Source organism: Streptomyces sp. NBC_00193 (assembly GCF_026342735.1).
GTDB lineage: Bacteria > Actinomycetota > Actinomycetes > Streptomycetales > Streptomycetaceae > Streptomyces > Streptomyces stoeckheimensis.
In genome coordinates this window covers 356,025-373,728 of record NZ_JAPEMM010000002.1, presented here as the reverse complement: position 1 = coordinate 373,728, position 17,704 = coordinate 356,025, and the positions used below count along the sequence as shown (strand labels likewise).

Here is a 17,704-nt window from a genome sequence, read left to right as displayed (position 1 = left end):
CCGCGCCCGGACCCGTCATGGTCGAGGTCCGCGCAGTCCACAAGAGCTTCGGACCCCTGGAGGTGCTGCGCGGGGTTGATCTGACGGTCCGCGCCGGGGAGGTCACGGTGATCCTGGGGCCCTCCGGCTCGGGGAAGTCCACCCTCCTGCGCACCATCAACCACTTGGAGAAGGTCGACCGCGGCTGGATCAGCGTCGACGGCGAGCTCATCGGCTACCGGGGTCACCGCGGCAAGCTGTACGAGCTCAAGGAGAGGGAGGTGCTGAGACAGCGCACGCACATCGGGTTCGTCTTCCAGGACTTCAACCTCTTCACGCACCTCACCGTGCTGGAGAATCTCGTCGAGGCTCCGGTCTCCGTGCTGCGCCGGCCGCGGGAGGCGGCCGAGGCGACGGCCCGCAGGCTGCTGGAGCGCGTGGGCCTGAGCGACAAGGCGGACGCCTACCCGCGGCAGCTGTCCGGAGGGCAGCAGCAGCGGGTGGTCATCGCCCGGGCGCTCGCGCTCGAACCGAAGGTGCTGCTCTTCGACGAGCCGACCTCGGCGCTGGACCCGGAACTGGTCGGCGAGGTCCTGGACGTCATCAAGGACCTGGCCCGCACCGGTACCACCATGCTCGTCGTCACCCACGAGCTCGGCTTCGCCCGGGAGGTCGCCGACACCGTCGTGTTCATGGACGACGGGGTCGTCGTGGAGCAGGGACCGCCCGGGGCCGTCCTGGACGACCCGCGGCACCCCCGCACCCGCGCCTTCCTCGCCAAGGTGTGGTGAGGGAGGGAGGGATCAGCCGATGAGCGCCTCGGTGATCTGCCGGGTGGTCTGCGCGGCGACGCGGGGGTCGGTCGCGGCGTGGAAGGTGTAGGCGTTCAGGCCGGTCGCCAGGGCCCAGCCGCGACCGCGCAGCCAGGTGGCGTCGTCCACGCCGAGGGCGTCCCGGAAGACGGCCCGGCTGGGGGCCGACATCAGGGTGAAGGCAATGGTCAGGTCGCGAGCCGGGGCGCCGAGGCCGAGCCCGCCGAAGTCGATGACCGCGCTGAGGCGGCCGTCGACGGTCAGCAGGTTGCCGGTGTGGAAGTCCCCGTGGAACCAGACCGGAGGCCGGTCCCAGCCGGGGGCGTCCAGAGCCGCTTCCCACAGGGCGGTCATGGCCACCGCGTCGAACACGCCGGAGACCTCCGCGATGGCGGCCCGCGTCGCACGGTCCCGGTCGGCCCGCGGAGCGCCCGTCAGGTGCGCGGGGACGGCACCGGCCGGGAGGTCCGGGGCCGTGAACCGCTGCAGGGCGGTGAGGAACCGGGCCAGTGCGGCCGCGGCCGCAGGGGAGTCGGCCAGCGCCCCGGCGGTCGCCACCTCACCGTCCAGCCAGCGGGACACCGACCACGGCCACGGATAGCCGAAGCCGGGTCTGCCCAGGGCCACCGGTACCGGGACGGCCAGCGGCAGGTGCGGGGCGAGCCGCGGCAGCCACTCGGCTTCCTTCGCGGCCTGCCCGGCGACCCCGGGCCCGCGGGGGAGCCGGACGGACAGTTCCCGTCCCAGCCGGTAGATCACGTGGTCGGATCCGGCCGGATCGAGGAGCTTGAGGGGAAGCCCCGCCCACTGCGGGAACTGTGCGTCGACCAGGCGCCTGACCAGCGCCGCGTCGATGACCGGACGGGTCTCCAAGAAGTGCTCCCGTGCCCGGCCCGCTCCGGACGGCGGGCGTTCGGAGCCATCCCACCGCGCCGGGGCCCGCCTGTCGACCGGGTTTCCGGCCCCCGGGAGGCTACGCGGTGGGGTTCTCCTCCCCCTCTTCCTCCTTCGTCTCCTCCTCCAGCCAGTGCGGTGTGCGGAAGGCCGCGCCGCCGTACATCGGGAGGGCGATCGATTCCCCGTACCGGGCGAGCTGGTTCCAGGGCCGGTTGAGACCGGTGGAGCCGTAGCGGCGCACCCGGGTGACGGTGTCGAGGTCCAGTACGTCGACGAGCACCTCCTCGCCGGGGCCGGCCTGCTGGCGGACGGTGCCCTCGGGGTCGACGATCGCGCTGGCGCCGACCCCCGCGGGGTCCGCGGCGTTGACGTTGACCACGTAGACCTGGTTGGTCCAGGCGTTGGCGCGGGCGCAGACCAGTTCCATCTCCCGGTCCCGGGTGGGTGTCAGGGTGGGCTGGATGACGATCTCCGCTCCCAGCCAGGCGAGTTGGCGGACCGTCTCGGGGAAGGATCCGTCGTAGCAGATGGCCAGGCCCGCCCGCCCGATGCCGGGGAGGTCGAACACGGTGAACTCGTGGCCGGGCCGGGCCTTTTCGTACGGCTGCCAGGGGAAGACCTTGCGGTAGCGGGCGACGATCTCGCCCTCGGGCGAGACCGCTACGGCCGTGTTGTAGACGTGGCCGTCCTCCGCGCGCTCGTAGAGGCTGCCCGGGACCAGCCACAGCCCGGTCTCCCTGGCAAGGGCGCAGATCCGGTCGGTGAGCGGTCCGGGGATCGTGACGGCGGCCCGCTCCATCCAGTCGTCGGGGGCGGGGAGCAGCAGCGGGCCCTCGGCGGCGAGCAGGAGCTCGGGGGCGACGACGAGCTGGACGTGGGGGAAGAGCGCGTGCGTGGCGCGGACCTGGTCGCTGAAGCGCTGCCAGCTCGCTTCGAGGTCGTGGGCCACGGGCGTGGTCTGGAGGGCGGCGATGGCGAGAGTGCGCATGGGTGTGGTCAGTCCTCGGTGACGGTGAGCGCGGCGACCGACGTGCGGCCTTCGCGGAAGAAGCGGCGGAAACGGGTGCGGGCGATCAGCAGGGCCAGGGCGCCCGCGGCGAGGGATCCGGCGCCGAGGAGGAAGACTCCGCCGACGCCGTGGAAGGAGGTGCTGCCGTAAGCGGGGTCGTACATGTCGTAGGCGCTGCGGGCGAAGGCCGCCAGCATCAGCAGGCCGCCCAGCAGGGGCAGGACGCCGCGCAGCAGGAGGTCGCGCGGGGAATCGCGCAGGCTCCGCCGGAAGTACCAGACGCAGCTCAGGGCGGTGGTGCCGTAGTAGCAGGCGATGAGCAGCCCGACACAGAGGACGGCGTCGCCGAGGAAGTCGGCGGAGACGAGCCGGAGCAGGATCAGCGTGCCGGCCGCCGCCGTTCCGCAGGCCAGGGTCCCGAAGGCGGGCGTGCGGTGCCGGGGGTGGATCCGGGTGAAGGCGCGCGGCAGGGCTCCGTGGGCGGCCATGGACAGGGTGCCGCGGGAATTGCCGACGAGGCAGGTGAGCAGGGCCGAGACCGCCGAGACGCAGACGGCGAGCTGCATCACCTTGGCGAGTGCGCCGCCGAGTACGGGAGGCGCGAGGGTCGTGAGGACGTCGGCGGCGTTCTCCGGGTTGCCGAGGCCCAGGCCCGTGGTGCCGGTACCGGCGAAGCTGATCGCGGCGAATGCGGTGAACAGGTAGGTGCCCAGGAGCAGGAGCGTCGAGATGACGGCGGCCTGCCCGGCCACGCGTTCGCCGTCCCGGGTCTCCTCGTTCGCGGCGAGCAGGGAGTCCCACCCCCAGTAGATGAACAGACAGAGCAGGACGGCTTCGGCGAAGGGCCCGAATCCGTCGAAGGCGCTGGGGTCGAGCCACGCCAGGGAGGGGGTGACGGCGCCGTCGCGGGCGAAGGCGGCCGCGCCGAAGCCGAGCAGGGCGACCAGTTGCAGGCCGAGGAGCACGTACTGCACGGAGGCGGCCAGGTGCAGTCCCCGGACGGAGACCGCGGTGCACGCGGCCAGCAGGAGGAGGGCGGTCACCGTGACGGCGACGTCGTCCCCGGCGAGGGAATGCAGACCGAGCAGGTTCAACAGGTACACGGCGCCGACCTGGGACAGGGCGGTCATCGCGATGAGGGTGGCGACGATCACGACCCAGCCCCCGGTGAACCAGCCGGCCACCGGCCCGAAGGCGCGGGTGGTCCACACGAAATTGGTGCCGCAGTCCGGCATCTCGCGGTTCAGTTCGCGGAACGCGAAGGCGGTGAGCAGGATCGGTACGAATCCCAGGAGCAGGGCGGCCGGAGCCAGGTCGCCGACGGCGAGCGTCACGAAGCCGAGGGTGACGGCGATGCTGTACGCCGGTGCCACGGACGACAGCCCGAGGGTGACGGAGGCGAGCAGGCCCACGGAGCCGCCGCGCAGCCCCTTGCCGACGGGGGCGGGCGCCGGCCCGGTTCTGGCCCCGGTGTCGGTCGGGTTGGTCATGATGCCTCCTGGAGGCCGCAGGTGTGGTGCGCAGTGCGTGAGACGCCGCGTTAAACGCAGATTTAATGCTCGGCTTCCTGGACCGTCAATGGTCTGGGCGATATTGTTAAACCCAGATTTAGATGATCGACGTCTGGAGGGCATGGCGTGGCAGCCAGGAAGGGAACCGGCAAGGAGAACCGCCGGACCGAGCTGGGCAAGGCGGTGGAGCGCGCCGTACTGGTACGCGGACTGGAGGGCCTGCGGCTGCGCGACGTCGCCGACCAGGCCGGGGTCACCCCCGCCGCGGTGCTCTACTACGGCGATCTGGACGCCCTAGTCCACTCCACCTACCAGGAGGCCATCGAGCGCTACAGCAAGGAGCGCGAGGAGGCCGCGGACCGCTTCGACGACGCCCGCGACAAACTGCGGGCCTGCATCGACCACGGCGTCGCCGGCGGTCCCGACGACGCGCTGACCCGGCTGCTCTTCGAGTACTGGCCGCGCTGCCTGCGCGACGCCCGGGCGGCGGCGCTCGACAGCGCCCTGACGGAACGCCAGATCGCGGTGTACTCCGGCATCCTGGTCCTCGGCCAGGCGCAGGGGCACTTCCTGCTCCAGGATCCGCCCCGGCTGCTGGCGGCGAACTTCGTCGCCATGGAGGACGGTTACCAGATGGAGGTGCTCGCCGGCCGGCGCACGCGCACCGAGGTGATCGCCGCCCTGCGGTCCTACGCGCGGGCCGTCACCGGTCACGAGCTGACCGGCCGCGAGGAGGCCGGCCCCGCCTGACCGCGCCGCCGCTTGGCCGCGACCCGCCCGACTGTGACCCGGACGCACCGCCGGCCCGTCTCGTGAGGAGGCGGGCCGGCGGCAATCAGGCGTGCAGGGAGTCCCGTTGGCGGAGACGCCGGTGCCGGGTCAGGGGCAGGTGGCCAGGAGGACGGAGACCACCGTGCAGCTGGCGGTCGCGCTGTCGTTGAGCGGGTTGGGGTCGGTCGGCGCGGACGCCGTACGGGTGGCGGAGACCGTGACGCGCCCCAGCGAGAGCAGGCCCAGCGGTACCCGGAAGGTCTTGGTGGCGGTGGCGCCGTTGGCGATGGTCCCGTAGGCGCAGGTCACCGTGGACCCGGCGGCCGTGCATCCCGGGGACAGGGTGTTGGCGGACGCACCCGACGGCAGGGTTGCCGTGAGGGTTGCCGAAGTGACCGTACCGGGACCGGTGTTGCGGGCGGTCAGGGTGTAGGAGAGGTAGGGGACCAGCAGGCTGAAGCCGGGCTGTGCGGTCAGGTCCACGTCGATGTCGGCGGGCGGGAGCTGGTACGTGTACCGGCTCGCGCCGGTCACCGCGCTGGTGCCGCCGGGCGTGGTGACCTGGACGTCCACGGGGCCCGTGGCGTGGGCGGGCGCGGTCGCGGTGCAGGCCGTGGGGGTGCAGGAGAGGCCGGTGCCCGGGTTGCCGGGGCCGAAGGTGATCGAGGTGGCGCCGTCCAGGCCGGTGCCGCCGACGGTGACGACCGTACCGCCGGCCGTCGTGCCGACGGCGGGGCTGAGCGAGGTCACCACGGGGACGGGGACGTAGGTGTAGCGGCCCGCGGGGGACGGGGCGCTGGTGCCACCGGGGGTGGTGGCGCGGACGTCCACGGTGCCGGTCCCGGCCGGAGCGGTGGCGGTGCACGAGGTCTCGGTGCACGTGACGTTGGTGGCGGGGTTGTCCGCGCCGAAGGTGAGGACGGCGCCCGACAGGTTCGTGCCGGTGACCGTCACGGCCGTACCGCCGCCCGTGGGTCCGGCGGCCGGGCCGACGGAGGTGATCGTGGGCGGCAGGGTGAAGGCGAATACGATCCGCCCGTCACCGGCGTTGGCCCCCTCGGTCAGGGTCGCGGACGAGCCGGGTGCCGTCCCGGAGACCAGGCTGGACCCTCCGCCACCCCCTCCTCCGCCACCACCGGTGCTGCCGTATCTGCCGCCGGCTCCGCCCCGGCCTCCGCCGCCGTACCCGGCTCCGCCGCGGCCGCCGGCGCCCGTCGGGCTGAACACGCCCTGCCCGGCGGAGCCGCCGGCGCCGTTCGGAAAGGCGCCCGGGGAGCCGTTCGGGCCCTCGTTGTCCGCCCCGGCACCCCCGATTCCGGCGGCCCCGCCGGCCGTGTCGGTGCCCGGGCCGCCGCCCGTACCGCCCTGCGCGTCGGGGACCAGGCCGTTGCCGTCGGCGCCCGCGCTGCCGCTGTCACCACCGGCCGCTCCCCGGTATGCGGGGGAGCCGATGCCCGCTCCACCCGCCCCGCCGCCCGAACCGGCCGTCAGGAGCGGCGCGTTGGCGGCCGTGGTCACCGCGACCAGAGCGCCGCCGGAGCCCGGCACGCCGAACTGCGCGCTCGCCGTGCCGTTGGCGCCGCGCCGTCCGACGGTCACGTTGAAGGTCTGCCCGGGCGTGGCCGGGACGGTCGCGACGAGGTGCGCGCCCTTGCCCCCGGCGGTGCCGTCGGCGGCGTTCCCGCCCCCGGCGCCGTCCAGGGTCACCACGCCGAGGGAGACGCCGTCGGGCACCGTGACGCTTCCGGAACCTCCCGCCGAGCAGGTGATCGTGGTCGTGGCACCCACCAGGACAGGGGCTGCGCACACCCCCTCCGCCGAGGCCGGGGGCGCCAGAACCGTCAGGCCGCCCGCGGCCAGCGCCGAGGACGCGGCCACCGCCAGCAGCCGGCGCCGCCACCGGGCGCGCGGACCATGTAACACAGCAGTCGAAGACATCGCGTCTCCCCCTCTCGCCTCCGTCCGGCGGCGGCCGGAGTCGCATACTCCCGGGAAGCCGCGGCCGGACGCTCCCGTACGACGGACCGGAGTGCAGCTTCCTCCGGCGGTGCCGCCCGTTCGCCGGTATTCCGGGGCCGGTCGGAAGGACCGCGGCCCGGTGATACCGGCGGAAGCATCGCAGTGGCCGGGGCGCGGCGGGCGCCAAATGCCGGATCGTCCCGCCAAACCGTTGGAAACCCCGAAATCGGCCACCGGGCTCGTACGAATTTCCGAGAGGATACGAGGTTACGAAGTGGCGGGGTCGAGGAGGTGGGGGCCGTTGTTGCGGACGCTGTTGACGGCCGTCGAGACCGCGGTCACCGCGAGCCGGCCGCCGGCGGGGGTGTGGAGCAGGGCACGGAGGTCCGTCGTGTCCTCGTGGGAGGGGTCGAGCCAGGCCTCGTAGTCGCCGGGGTCGAGGGCGAGAGGCATCCGGGGATGGACGCGGCCGGCCGCGTCCGTGGCCTCGGTGGTGATGATCGTGGCCGTGGTGAGCCAGGCGTCCGGGTCGTCCCGGTCGGCGACGGCCGGATCGCGCCAGAACTCGTACAGCCCGGCCATGGCCATGACCGAGCCGGTCTCGGGCCGGATGAAGTAGGGCTGCTTGTAGGCCTTGGCCGTACCGGTGGCGGGTACGGCCTCCCACTCGTAGAAGCCGTCCGCGGGCAGCAGGCACCGGCGTTTGGCGAGGGCCCGCCGGAACGCGGGCTTCTCGTGGACGGTCTCCACCCGCGCGTTGATCATCCGTGAGCCCACGGCAGGGTCCTTGGCCCAGGACGGCACCAGACCCCACCGCACCGGACGCAGCTGCCGCCCGAGCTCGCCGGTGTCCCGGTCGGCGCGCTCCAGGACCGCCCACACCTCGTCGGTGGGCGCGACGTTCCACGAGGGCCCGAGCTCCCGGCCGGGATCGAGCCGGGCATCGAAGAGCCCGGCGAGGTCTTGCGGTGCCCGGGAGGAGGCATATCGACCACACATGCCTCCACTGTCCCACCCTTCCCGGCCGGGAGGGCCCGAGTCCGCCCCACGCGGAGGGCGTGTCCGGGGCCGTTGCCGGTGCCGGGTGGGAGGATCGCGCCCATGCCCATGCCGATGCCCCTGCCCAAGCCCGGTGACCTGACCTCGCTGGTGCTGCGCACCCACTTCGGCGACGAGGCGGCGTGGGACGCGCTGCGGAGCGCGATCGACGGTGCCACGTTCGTCAGCGACCGCCGCTTCGCCGAGGCGGATGTCCAGGCCCTGGCGGACGCGGCGGCCGCCGCGGAGGAACGCGAGTGGTTCAACCACCTGTTCATCGCGGACGCGACCGCGATGGCGGATCAGGACCACCCGCTTCTGGCCGTGGACCTCTGGGTCGAGCCCGGGCGGACGTTCAGGGTCCCGGCCCGGTGGTTCTTCGACGTGTCGGCCAACCTCGGCCTCGCGAACATGTACTTCGAGGAGTTCGCCGAAGCCGCTGATGCATCAGGGACCTTCCAAGGCTTCGGCCCGCACTGACAGCTCGCCGTCGGGAGCGGGGAGCGGTCAGTGCGGCAGCGGCGTTACGCGGCCCGGGCCCGGGTGGAGACGGTCACCCGGTCGACCCGCATCGGGTGGCCCGGTTCGGTGGCCGGGCCCGGGGTCGCGCCGTCGGCCAGCGGGAGGCCGCCGCCGATGGCCACGTTGAGGATCAGGAACAGGCCGTGGTCCACCGCCCGCTTCCACGTGTCCGGGTCCATCCGGGAGGCGGCCACCCGGTGGTGCACCCGGCCGTCCAGGTACCAGCGCACTTCCTCGGCGCCGGGGGAGCGGTCGACCTCGACGGCGTACGTGTGGAACCCCGTACGGCAGTCCCCGCACGGCTGCGGGCCCGAGCTCAGGCCCGCAGGTTCCCGGCACGGGCCGCCTTCGAGAGTCCCGCAGTGCATGGTCGCGAAGACGCTGTCCCGGCCGTTGACCGATTCCATGATGTCGAGCTCCCCGATGCCGGGCCAGCCCGTGTACCCGTCGCGCAGCGGCGCCCCGAGGGTCCAGAACGCCGGCCAGTAGCCGGCCGCTTTGGCGCCGGTCACGTCCGGCAGGGCGATCGCGGCCTCGATCCGCAGGATCCCGCCGGCCGGGGCCGCGAAGTCGGAGCGCCGGGTCTCGATGCGACCCGAGCGCCACGCGCCGTCCGCCGTGCGGGTGGGGACGATCTCCAGTGCGCCCTTGCCGTCGAGACGGACGTTGTCCGTCGAGTCGGTCATCGTCTCGACCTCACCGGTGCCCCACTGGGCGGCGGGGCATCCCGGGTAGCAAGTGCCGATGTCGTGCAGCCAGTTGGCGGAGGACGGAGGGCTGCCCGCGGGACCGTCGAACTCCTCCCGGAACACCTCGGTCCAGCCCGCGGGCCCCGTCGGCCCGGACGCGGCCCCCGCCCCGCCCACGGCGGGCAGCGCGCCCGCATCCGTGAGCAGCCGTTCCAGCCGGGGGGTCAGGACGACGACCGCCACGTTGGTCAGGTGGGCGTCGTCGCGGTACAGCAGGATGCGGTCCAGCACGGCCGGGCAGGTCGGCCCGTCGCCCGGGCACAGGACCGGGTTCACGCTCACGGCGCGTACGCCGGGCAGGCCGCCGGCGGCGATCCGCCGGGCCAGCGGATCGGGCTGCTGGGCGTTCGCACGGCTGAACGCGCAGGCCGCGGGCTCCTCGGGGCTGCCGGAGACGCACGCGGGGACGTCCGTACCCGGTACGGGGGTGTCCTCGATGTAGACGATCGGCGCACCGATCGCCCGAAGGGGTGCGAGGGTCTTCTCCCAGGCCTCGGCGAGGAGTCCGGAATCAGCCGTGTAGCGGTTGAGCGAGGAGATCACGATGAGCCGCGGCTTCGGCTGCTGCCGCAGCCGCTCCAGGGCGTCGGCGCGCCAGGTGTCGCACTCCCGGTAGGCGCGGCCGAGCTGCGGACTGTCCACCGCGAGCTGCGGCAGGGGGCAGCCCTGCTTCACCAACTCCTGGAGGGCCCAACCCCGTTGGGCGGCCATGGCCAGCATCGCGGAGAACCACTGGCCGGCGTGCGAATCGCCGAGCAGCACGATCCGGTCCGGGCTGTCCACCGCACCGAACAGGCAGTCCGGGCTGCGGGTCACGGCCGGGGCCACCTCGCAGGCCCCGTCCGGCGGGAAGTCCTTGCGCGCCTGTGCGGGGCCGGGCACGACCGGGCCCGCCGCCGGCGGCGCGGAGCCCGTACGGGCGAGCAGGTGCGGGCCGGAGGCGGCGCCGGGGGGCAGCCCGCCGAGCTGGACCGGCGTCGCCGGACCGAGCAGGTTCAGCGTCGTGGTGCCCACCACCAGCGCGAGCACCACCGGCAGGACCACGGCCGTGATGCCCACCGACAGCCCGCGGCGCGGGAATTCGGAGACGGTGCGGCTGCGGCGCAGCGGCTGCTCGACCCAGCGCATGGTGGTGTAGGCGGGCAGTGCGGCGGCCAGGGTGAGCGCGGCCTTCACCGGCCAGTCCTGGGGGCCGAAGCGGGCCTCGGCGAGGACGAGCACCGGCCAGTGCCACAGGTACAGGGTGTAGGAGAGCCGCCCCACCGCGCGGGGAGCCCGCCCCGCGAGCAGCCGGCCGATCCCGTAGCCGCCCGGCGTGCTGCGCTCGCCCCGGCCGGGGATCGCAGCGAGGATGACGGCGGCCGCCCCCAGGGTCGGAACCAGGGCCGCGTGGCCGGGGTAGGGCGTGGCCGCGTCGTACGCGACGGCGCTCCAGACGATCGCCGTGATCCCGGCCCAGCCGCACAGCAGCCGCAGCGGGCGCGGGCCGCGCATGAGGTGCCAGGGCAGCAGGGCCACCAGCGCACCGACGCCGAACTGCCAGACCCGGGAGGGCGTGGCGAGGTACGCGAGGGAGGCGGAGTGGTCCGTCCAGCGCAGGGACAGCGCGAACGAGGCGAGCACCAGCGGTACGGCGGCCAGGGCCACGGCGGCCCGCACGGCACGGCCCCGGCGTACGGCCCGGGCCGCACCGAGCACGATCAGGGCGAGCAGGGGAGCCCAGAGGAGGTAGAACTGCTCCTCGACGGCGAGGGACCAGAAGTGCAGGAGCGGGCTCTGCTCGTGCCCGGCGGCGAGGTAGTCGGTCCGCTGGGCGACGAACCGCCAGTTGGCGGCGGAGAGCGCCGCCGCGACCACGTCCTGCTCCAGATCGGCGCGGCGCAGCGGTACGGTCAGCCAGGCCCCGGCCAGGGCCACCGCGCCGAGGACGACCGCGGCGGACGGCAGGAGCCGGCGGGCCCGCCGGGAGAAGAAGTCCAGCAGCCGGATCCGGCCGGTGGTGACGGCCTCGCGGACGAGCAGCCCGGTGATGAGGTAGCCGGAGACGACGAAGAAGACGTCCACGCCGACGAAACCGCCCGCGAGCCCCGGAACCCCGGCGTGGAAGGCGAGGACCGCGAGGACGGCGACGGCGCGCAGCCCCTCGATGTCGGGCCGGAACGCGGACCGGTGCGGGCTGGGCCCGGACTCGCCGCCGGAGCGCGCCGCCGGGAGGGACGGAGCGGAGGGTCCGGGAGGCGGTGCGGGGACGGGCGGCGGGGATGGGGCGGGGGAGTGCATGGTGGTCGTGGAGCCTTTCAACTCAGCCAGGGAAGCATGGGGTTGACCCACCCGGATGCCAGCAGGCCGGTGAGCAGGAGCACCGCCGAGGCGGCGAGGGTCTCGGGCCACCGGCGCGGCAGCACGCCGGTGGGGGAGTGGCGGGCGAAGGCCCGTACGAGGTTGCGGCGACGGCCGCCGCCATGAGCCGGTCCGGCCCCGGCGGAGGCGCCCCCGGGGGACTTCGCTGAGGCGTTCCCCGGCCGCAGCTCGGAGATCAGGTCCCGGACCAGCGGGCCGTTGATCTGGCACTGCACGAGGAAGTAGAGGAGCAGACCCCAGTTGGGCTCCCAGCCGTTGCGGGCCACGGCCAGCGCCAGCCCCGCCGCGGCCGCGCCGTTGGAGAGGACCAGCCAGACCAGGGAGACGCCCACCACCCGGCGGGCCATGCCGCCGGAACGGGCGGGCCCCCGGGTGCCGGTGGGCACCCAGTCGGCGCTGCGGCCGCGCAGCGTGTGCAGGAAGGCGGTGGCGGCGGCGACGCTCGTCAGGACGTTCGCCCGGATCACCTCCACCCGCCAGCGGGTCCTGCTGATCCGCGGGAGGAGCACGTGCCAGAGCCACAGCGGGGCGAGCAGCGGCAGGACGTGCCAGGGCCGGATGTCGTCCGGGTACCAGAACATCATCACCAGCGGCGGCAGCGGCGCCGCGAAGGTGTTCACGGCGGCGGCCAGGTAACCGACGACGCCCTCGTAGAAGCACAGGCGCATCCGCCAGGGCGCGCCCATCGTCCGCAGGACGGGCGAGGTGAGCAGGTGGAGGTTGCCCATCGCCCACCGGTACTGCTGGTTGACGAAGGAGGTGACCTCGTCGGGCGAGGTGCCCTTGGCGACCAGCACGGGTACGTACAGGGTGCGGAACCCTTCCGCGTGCAGGGCGAGGCCCGTGTACAGGTCCTCGCTGTGGTCGAGGCGGGCGAAGCCGCCGGCCCGGTCGATGGCGGCGCGCCGGTAGACGGCGTTGCTGCCGCAGCAGATGGCGGCGTCGCTCGCGTCCCGGGAGGGCTGGATCCAGCGGAAGAACCACTCCTGTGCGGAGCCCGCGGCCCGCTGGATCCAGCCCATGGTCCCGTCGGTGTCGAAGCACTGCGGGCTCTGCACGATCCCGACGGCCGGGTCGGCCAGATAGGGCACGAGATGGCGCAGGAAGTCCGGCCGGGGCGCGAAGTCGGCGTCGAGGATGGCGATGAACTCCGCGCTGCTCAGCGTCAGGGCGTGGTTGAGGTTCCCCGCCTTCTTCAGGTGGCCCCGGTCCGGCCGTACGACGTACTCGTACCCGTACGAGGCCGCCAGCGCGGCGACTTCGGGACGGTCGGCGTCGTCCAGGACCCATGTGGTCAGCGCGCCGGGCCAGTCGACGCCCGACACCGCGCGGTAGGCGTTGTCCAGGACGGGGAGCGGCTCGCCGCAGGTCGGCAAGTACAGGTCCACGGTGGGCAGTCGGGCGGGCTGCCAGGCGCGGACGAGCACCTCGTGCGAGGGCCGGGTCAGCCTGCGCTGGCGCAGGCTGTTCACCGAGGAGAGGGCGAGTGCGACGAGGTTGAGCCCGAGGACGGCGAGGAAGGCCCACAGGGCCGGAGTGCGCAGCGCGAAGGTGAACATGGTCGCCGCGGTGAAGACGAAGGCGAGGCTCGTGCTGATCAGGACCCAGCGTCGTTGCGGGCCGAAGTACCAGTAGAGCTCCTCGTCGGAAGGAGGTTGCGGAAGATGATGAAAGGTCATAAAGCCCCCCACGGCTGTTTATGCGCCCGTTTCAGATGGCCACCATAGCGCCAGAGGTATAGACCATTTGTTTCCGCACGACCAACACGCTTAATCGGCCACGGGATTGGCGCATCTCAGGTGGTCCAGACCTTTGGTCCTGTCATTCGACCGGCCGCACCGCCTCCCGCCGGGAAGATGCAGGTCACGGGGGAGTGAACAGACATCGAAGTCTTGCGCGGCCGGGCGGGCCCACGGTGACCTTCCGCTTCGGCCGCATCGGGCGGGTCTCAACCGGCTACGCTCTGGCCGTGCTTGAGGAACCGGGCGGGGAGAGTGCCGGCGATGTGCCCGAGTGGCACGCGCCGCCGAGGATGATCGGCGGACACGTCGCGGGACCGGCGGTGATCGGCCGGACGGACGGGCTCGTGGTGCTCGCCCGGCAGGTGCTGGCCTACCCGGCCGGGATCGAGATCGAGGTGGAGGCCCACGCGCGCGGCGCGTCCTCACCCCCCGGCGGGCCGGCGGCCGGCCCCGACGGCTTCACCGAGCCGGCCCAGCCGACCTTCCGCCTCCGGCTGGGCGACGGCAGGGTCGTGGTGCAGGACGACGAGGCCGGACTGCGGGACGGGCGCGGACCGGTGATGGTCGTCAGCGGGTACCAGGCCGCCCGGGGCGGCCCCGAGGACGGCGAGGACGTACGCCTTACGCTGTGGACGTGGCCGCTGCCGCCGCCGGGCCCGCTCGCGCTGTCGTGCGCGTGGCCGGAACGCGGACTGCGGGACGCCACCTGGATCCTGGACGGGGCCGCGGTGCGTGAAGCCGCCCTCCTGGCCCGGCCGTTCTGGACCGCGGGGGCGTGAGGCGCAGCCTGTGACGCGGGTGGGCCCGGGGCTCAGGCGCCCGTCGCCGTCGCCACCGTCCGGGCCGGGTCCTCGTACACCGGGTCGAGGGCGAGGAGCGCGCCGCCGCGGGCCGGAGCGGTGAAGCCGAGGGTGGACAGCAGCAGGCGGCAGCCGCCCGTGTCCGGGGCCATCACCCGTTCGGCCATCAGCTGTTCCACCCGCGGGGCCAGCCGGTCGCCGAAGTAGGTGAAGTAGCCGCCGAGCACCACCGCGCGCGGGTTCAGGACGTCCGCCAGCAGTGCCAGCCCGAGGCCGAGACCGTCGGCGATCCGGTCCAGGGCCTCCAGCGTGCGGGCGTCCCCGGCGGCCGCCCGCCCCTGGAGATCCGTCAGCCGGGCCTCCAGGTCGAGCGAGGGGTCGTGCACGGGATCCTCGGGGGCGGCGGCATGCCGAAGCAGGGCCGTGAGTCCGACCATGGTCTCCCAGCAGCCCCGGCGCCCGCAGGCGCAGAGCGCGCCGCCCGGGTCGAGCGGCATGTGGCCGATCTCCCCGGCGAACCCGGCGGCTCCGCGGTGGAGCCGGCCGCCGCTGATGATGCCGCCGCCCACACCCGTCTCGCCGGTGACGTAGATGAGGTCGTGGATGCCGGCCGCGGAGGCCTCCACGTACTCGGCCACCGCGCCGAGTTTCGCGTCGTTCTCCAGTCGCAGCGGGGGCGCCCCGCGCCCCAGGCGGGCGCGGATCCCGCTGACCGCTTCGACGCCGTGCCAGCCGATGTTCGCGGCGTAGACGACGGTGCCCGCGGCGATGTCGACGACTCCGGGGGCGGCGACGGTGACCCCGGCCGTGGCGATCCCGGCGGCGTCGAGGGTGGCGAGGGCCTCGCGGACCAGCCCGGCGGCGCAGTCCAGAACGGCCTCGGGCCCGGCGCCGCGGACGTCCAGGGCGACCCGTCGCTCGAAGACGGTGTCCCCGCCCAGGGTCAGGGCGACGGCGGCCAGGTAGTCGACGTTGATCTCCAGGCCGATCCCGCACAGCGTACGGCCGTCGATCCGTACGCTCTGGCCGGGACGGCCGACCGAGCCGTCCCGCTCGGCGTCCCCCTCGCGGAGCAGGCCGAGTTCGATGAGCTCGGTGACCAGGCCGGTGACCGTGGGCCGCGGCAGCCCCGCGTCATCGGCGATCCGCGCGCGCGAGCGCGGTCCGGCGTCGCGCAGGAGGCGCAGCACGAGACCGAGGTTGGCCCGGCGGATGGAGGCCCTCCCGGCGGGCCGGGCCGGGCCGTTGATCACGACGGGTCCGATGCCGGCGTCACCCCGCCCGCCCCCGTCGCCGCTGCGCTGCGTGCCTCGCGGATCAGTCCTCACCGGTGCTCCTCACTGCCGTCCCCGAGAGTCTGCCACCCGCGGACCCTGCTCCTGCCTCCGTGTTCGGGAGCGGATGCGACGCGCGGGGTTGACGGGACCCTCATTAATTCAGATCCTAACCAAACTAATTGCTCGACGGTGCGTCCGGCCGCGAGCTGACGGCGAGGAGGCCGACGGCGTGAGCGTCCGGTACCACCTGCGGTTCCAGATCCATCCCTACGAAGGCACGGCCGCCGTCGCGGCCACGGCGGCCGAACTCGCCAAGACCTGCACCGACGCGGGCGTGGCGGAAGTGGTGCTGCTCCTCGGGGCCGAGGAGCATTTCACCGGCCACCTCTCCGGACCCGACGAGGACCTCTGGTACGAAGCGGCGGCCCTCGCGCAGGAGGTCCTCCTCGGCGCCGGCCTCGACGTGAGCCTGAACCCCTGGGTGACCACCGGCCACGCCGACCGCGGCCGCACCGGCACCCACGGCTTCGCACCGATGGTGTCCCCGACCGGGAAGGTTGCCGCGGCGCAGGCCTCCTTCGCCTGCCCGCGCTGGCGCGCCTGGCTGACCGGGCACTACGGGCGCTTCGCCGAACTGGGCTTCCGCGTGCTGTGGCTGGAGGACGACTTCCGCTTCCACAACCACGCCCCGCTGGACTGGGGCGGCGGCTTCGAACCCCTCATGCTGGACCGGCTGGCCGCCCTGGCCGGACGCCCGGTCCCACGACCGGAACTCGTCGCCGCACTCACCGCCCCCGGCCCCCCGCACCCGCTGCGCGCCCTGTGGCAGCAGGTCTGGCGGACCGCGCAGCTGGAGGTGGCCGCACAGGTGGCCGCCGAGGTGCACCGGCGCTCGGCCGGCCGCTCCCGTACCGGGCTGATGAGCTCGGGCCTGGACGCCGCCTCGGTCGAGGGCCGGGACTGGGGAGCGCTCTTCGGGGCCCTGGCCGCCCCCGGAGGCCGCGCCGTGCACCGCCCGCACTTCGCCCCGTACGCGGACGCCCCCGGCCGCGAGCTCGCCCGGCAGCTGTGGATGCCCGAACTGCAGCGCTCCCTGCGGCCGGAGTACGTGGACAGCGAGCCGGAGATCGAGAACTGGCCGCACACCGCCTGGTCCAAATCCGATGTCCAGACCTGGTCGGAGATGGTCGCCGCCCAGCTCTCCGGAGCGGACGCCCTCCTGCTCAACCTCCATCCCATGCACGGTGCCCACCCCGGCAGCCACCCCGGGATCGCCGAACTGCTCCGCCGCGCCCGCCCCGCGCTGGACCTCGTCCACCGGCAGCACCCGCGCGGGCAGCGCACCCTCGGCGTCGGCCTGCCCTTCGCCCAGGACGCCGCGGCCCACGTGCGGGCCCACGGCGGAGACCTCACCGAGCTGGCCGTCGACCCGGGCCCCGCGGCCGGGTTCCTGCTCCGCTACGGAGTACCCGTCACGGCCGAACCCGCCCCGGTGCAGGCTCTGTTCGGTCCGTCGGCCTGGGCCTTCGACGACCAGGCGGTACGGGCCCTGCTGGCCGGAGGCCTGCTGCTCGACGGGACCGCCGCGGCGATCCTGCACCGGCGCGGCTTCGGCCCCCTCATCGGGCTGGCCGACGCCGAACCGGTGGACCGGGAGGCCCCGGCCACCCCCGGCGGGCCGGGCCCGTACGCCACCGAGCACCTGTGCGCCGCAGCGGGCCAGGAGCTCGCGGGCCTCCTCCTCAGCGTCAACACCCAACCCGCCCTCGCCCGGCTCCGGGAGGCACCCGGGGCGCAGCGCTGGAGCGAGGTCCGCACCCCGGACGGCCGCGCCTGGGGGGCGGGCCGCACCGTCTTCGCCAACACCCTCGGCGGACGCGTCGCCGTACTCGCCGCGACCGAGCCCCACACGCTGCCGGCCGACGACCACGCGCAGCGGCTGCTGCACCGCACGATCCGCTTCCTGGAGGGGGAGGACGCCCGCCTGCCCCTGGTCAGCGGCGGCCCGTACCTGATCCCGCACCTCTCGCACGCCGACGGTGTCACCACCCTGACCGTGGCCAACGGCTGCCAGGACCCCGCCCGGCCCGTGGTGGACCTGCCCGCGCTCCCGGACGCGGTCGCGGTCGGGGCGACCGTCCTGGTACCCCTCGCCGAGCCCCGCCCCGCGGACACCGGCCGGCGGGGTCACACCCTGCGCCTGGACCCCGAACTCCCCCACCGCGCCTGGGCCGTCCTGCGCTGGTGACCCGCCGGTCGGGGGCCGGCCCCCGACCG

At 74.2% G+C, this 17,704-nt stretch carries 13 protein-coding genes; 5 read left to right on the top strand and 8 right to left on the bottom strand.

All coding sequences use genetic code 11. The features are described from left to right. Nucleotides 1–17: 17 nt before the first annotated feature. Nucleotides 18–770, top strand: coding sequence for an amino acid ABC transporter ATP-binding protein (locus OG898_RS29805; protein ID WP_266962654.1), 753 nt, complete (start codon nt 18–20; stop codon nt 768–770). Nucleotides 771–782: 12 nt separating this feature from the next. On the opposite strand, the gene OG898_RS29800 is transcribed toward OG898_RS29805, so the two are convergent. The 3 genes from OG898_RS29800 to OG898_RS29790 all read right to left on the bottom strand — a co-directional run bounded on the left by OG898_RS29800 (nt 783) and on the right by OG898_RS29790 (nt 4,187). After that, entirely contained in the window at nt 783–1,664 is an 882-nt protein-coding gene (locus tag OG898_RS29800; RefSeq protein ID WP_266961119.1) for an aminoglycoside phosphotransferase family protein, read from the bottom strand. A gap of 100 nt (nt 1,665–1,764) precedes the next feature. Then, the gene (locus tag OG898_RS29795) at nt 1,765–2,676 is read right to left on the bottom strand and encodes a carbon-nitrogen hydrolase family protein (RefSeq protein WP_250745737.1); all 912 of its coding nucleotides are present in this window, start codon (nt 2,674–2,676) and stop codon (nt 1,765–1,767) included. 8 nt (nt 2,677–2,684) lie between these two features. After that, nucleotides 2,685–4,187, bottom strand: a complete 1,503-nt coding sequence (locus tag OG898_RS29790; RefSeq protein ID WP_266961116.1) for an APC family permease — start codon at nt 4,185–4,187, stop codon at nt 2,685–2,687. Between the two features lie 147 nt (nt 4,188–4,334). Between OG898_RS29790 and OG898_RS29785 the strand changes: the two genes are divergently transcribed. Then, the gene (locus OG898_RS29785; RefSeq protein ID WP_266961114.1) at nt 4,335–4,958 is read left to right on the top strand and encodes a TetR/AcrR family transcriptional regulator; all 624 of its coding nucleotides are present in this window, start codon (nt 4,335–4,337) and stop codon (nt 4,956–4,958) included. A gap of 129 nt (nt 4,959–5,087) precedes the next feature. Here OG898_RS29785 and OG898_RS29780 read toward each other — a convergent pair whose 3' ends face one another. Further along, nucleotides 5,088–6,902 carry an IPT/TIG domain-containing protein gene (locus OG898_RS29780; protein ID WP_266961112.1) on the bottom strand — a complete coding sequence of 605 codons (1,815 nt, stop codon included), beginning with the start codon at nt 6,900–6,902 and terminating at the stop codon, nt 5,088–5,090. Between the two features lie 303 nt (nt 6,903–7,205). Further along, entirely contained in the window at nt 7,206–7,937 is a 732-nt protein-coding gene (locus tag OG898_RS29775) for an SOS response-associated peptidase (RefSeq protein WP_266961110.1), read from the bottom strand. 102 nt (nt 7,938–8,039) lie between these two features. On the opposite strand from OG898_RS29775, the gene OG898_RS29770 reads away from it, so the two are divergent. Then, nucleotides 8,040–8,456, top strand: a complete 417-nt coding sequence (locus OG898_RS29770; RefSeq protein ID WP_266961108.1) for a hypothetical protein — start codon at nt 8,040–8,042, stop codon at nt 8,454–8,456. Between the two features lie 44 nt (nt 8,457–8,500). Here the strand turns inward: OG898_RS29770 and OG898_RS29765 are convergent, their stop codons facing one another. After that, nucleotides 8,501–11,527: an SGNH hydrolase domain-containing protein gene (locus OG898_RS29765; RefSeq protein WP_266961106.1), complete on the bottom strand. Its 3,027-nt coding sequence runs from the start codon at nt 11,525–11,527 to the stop codon at nt 8,501–8,503. A gap of 17 nt (nt 11,528–11,544) precedes the next feature. After that, nucleotides 11,545–13,287: a cellulose synthase catalytic subunit gene (locus OG898_RS29760; protein ID WP_266961104.1), complete on the bottom strand. Its 1,743-nt coding sequence runs from the start codon at nt 13,285–13,287 to the stop codon at nt 11,545–11,547. A 290-nt stretch (nt 13,288–13,577) separates the two neighbouring features. Between OG898_RS29760 and OG898_RS29755 the strand changes: the two genes are divergently transcribed. After that, nucleotides 13,578–14,129 carry a hypothetical protein gene (locus OG898_RS29755; RefSeq protein ID WP_250745744.1) on the top strand — a complete coding sequence of 184 codons (552 nt, stop codon included), beginning with the start codon at nt 13,578–13,580 and terminating at the stop codon, nt 14,127–14,129. Nucleotides 14,130–14,161: 32 nt separating this feature from the next. Here the strand turns inward: OG898_RS29755 and OG898_RS29750 are convergent, their stop codons facing one another. Beyond that, nucleotides 14,162–15,478, bottom strand: coding sequence for an ROK family transcriptional regulator (locus OG898_RS29750; RefSeq protein WP_250745745.1), 1,317 nt, complete (start codon nt 15,476–15,478; stop codon nt 14,162–14,164). A 178-nt stretch (nt 15,479–15,656) separates the two neighbouring features. Between OG898_RS29750 and OG898_RS29745 the strand changes: the two genes are divergently transcribed. Continuing rightward, nucleotides 15,657–17,675, top strand: coding sequence for a hypothetical protein (locus tag OG898_RS29745; RefSeq protein ID WP_266961101.1), 2,019 nt, complete (start codon nt 15,657–15,659; stop codon nt 17,673–17,675). Nucleotides 17,676–17,704 lie beyond the last annotated feature (29 nt).

Excerpts from the sequence above, each read along its gene's own strand:
- OG898_RS29805 (WP_266962654.1), top strand. The coding sequence starts at position 18 with ATGGTCGAGGTCCGCGCAGTCCACAAGAGCTTCGGACCCCTGGAGGTG.
- OG898_RS29795 (WP_250745737.1), bottom strand. The coding sequence starts at position 2,676 with ATGCGCACTCTCGCCATCGCCGCCCTCCAGACCACGCCCGTGGCCCAC.
- OG898_RS29790 (WP_266961116.1), bottom strand. The coding sequence starts at position 4,187 with ATGACCAACCCGACCGACACCGGGGCCAGAACCGGGCCGGCGCCCGCC.
- OG898_RS29775 (WP_266961110.1), bottom strand. The coding sequence starts at position 7,937 with ATGTGTGGTCGATATGCCTCCTCCCGGGCACCGCAAGACCTCGCCGGG.
- OG898_RS29770 (WP_266961108.1), top strand. The coding sequence starts at position 8,040 with ATGCCCATGCCGATGCCCCTGCCCAAGCCCGGTGACCTGACCTCGCTG.
- OG898_RS29765 (WP_266961106.1), bottom strand. The coding sequence starts at position 11,527 with ATGCACTCCCCCGCCCCATCCCCGCCGCCCGTCCCCGCACCGCCTCCC.
- OG898_RS29760 (WP_266961104.1), bottom strand. The coding sequence starts at position 13,287 with ATGACCTTTCATCATCTTCCGCAACCTCCTTCCGACGAGGAGCTCTAC.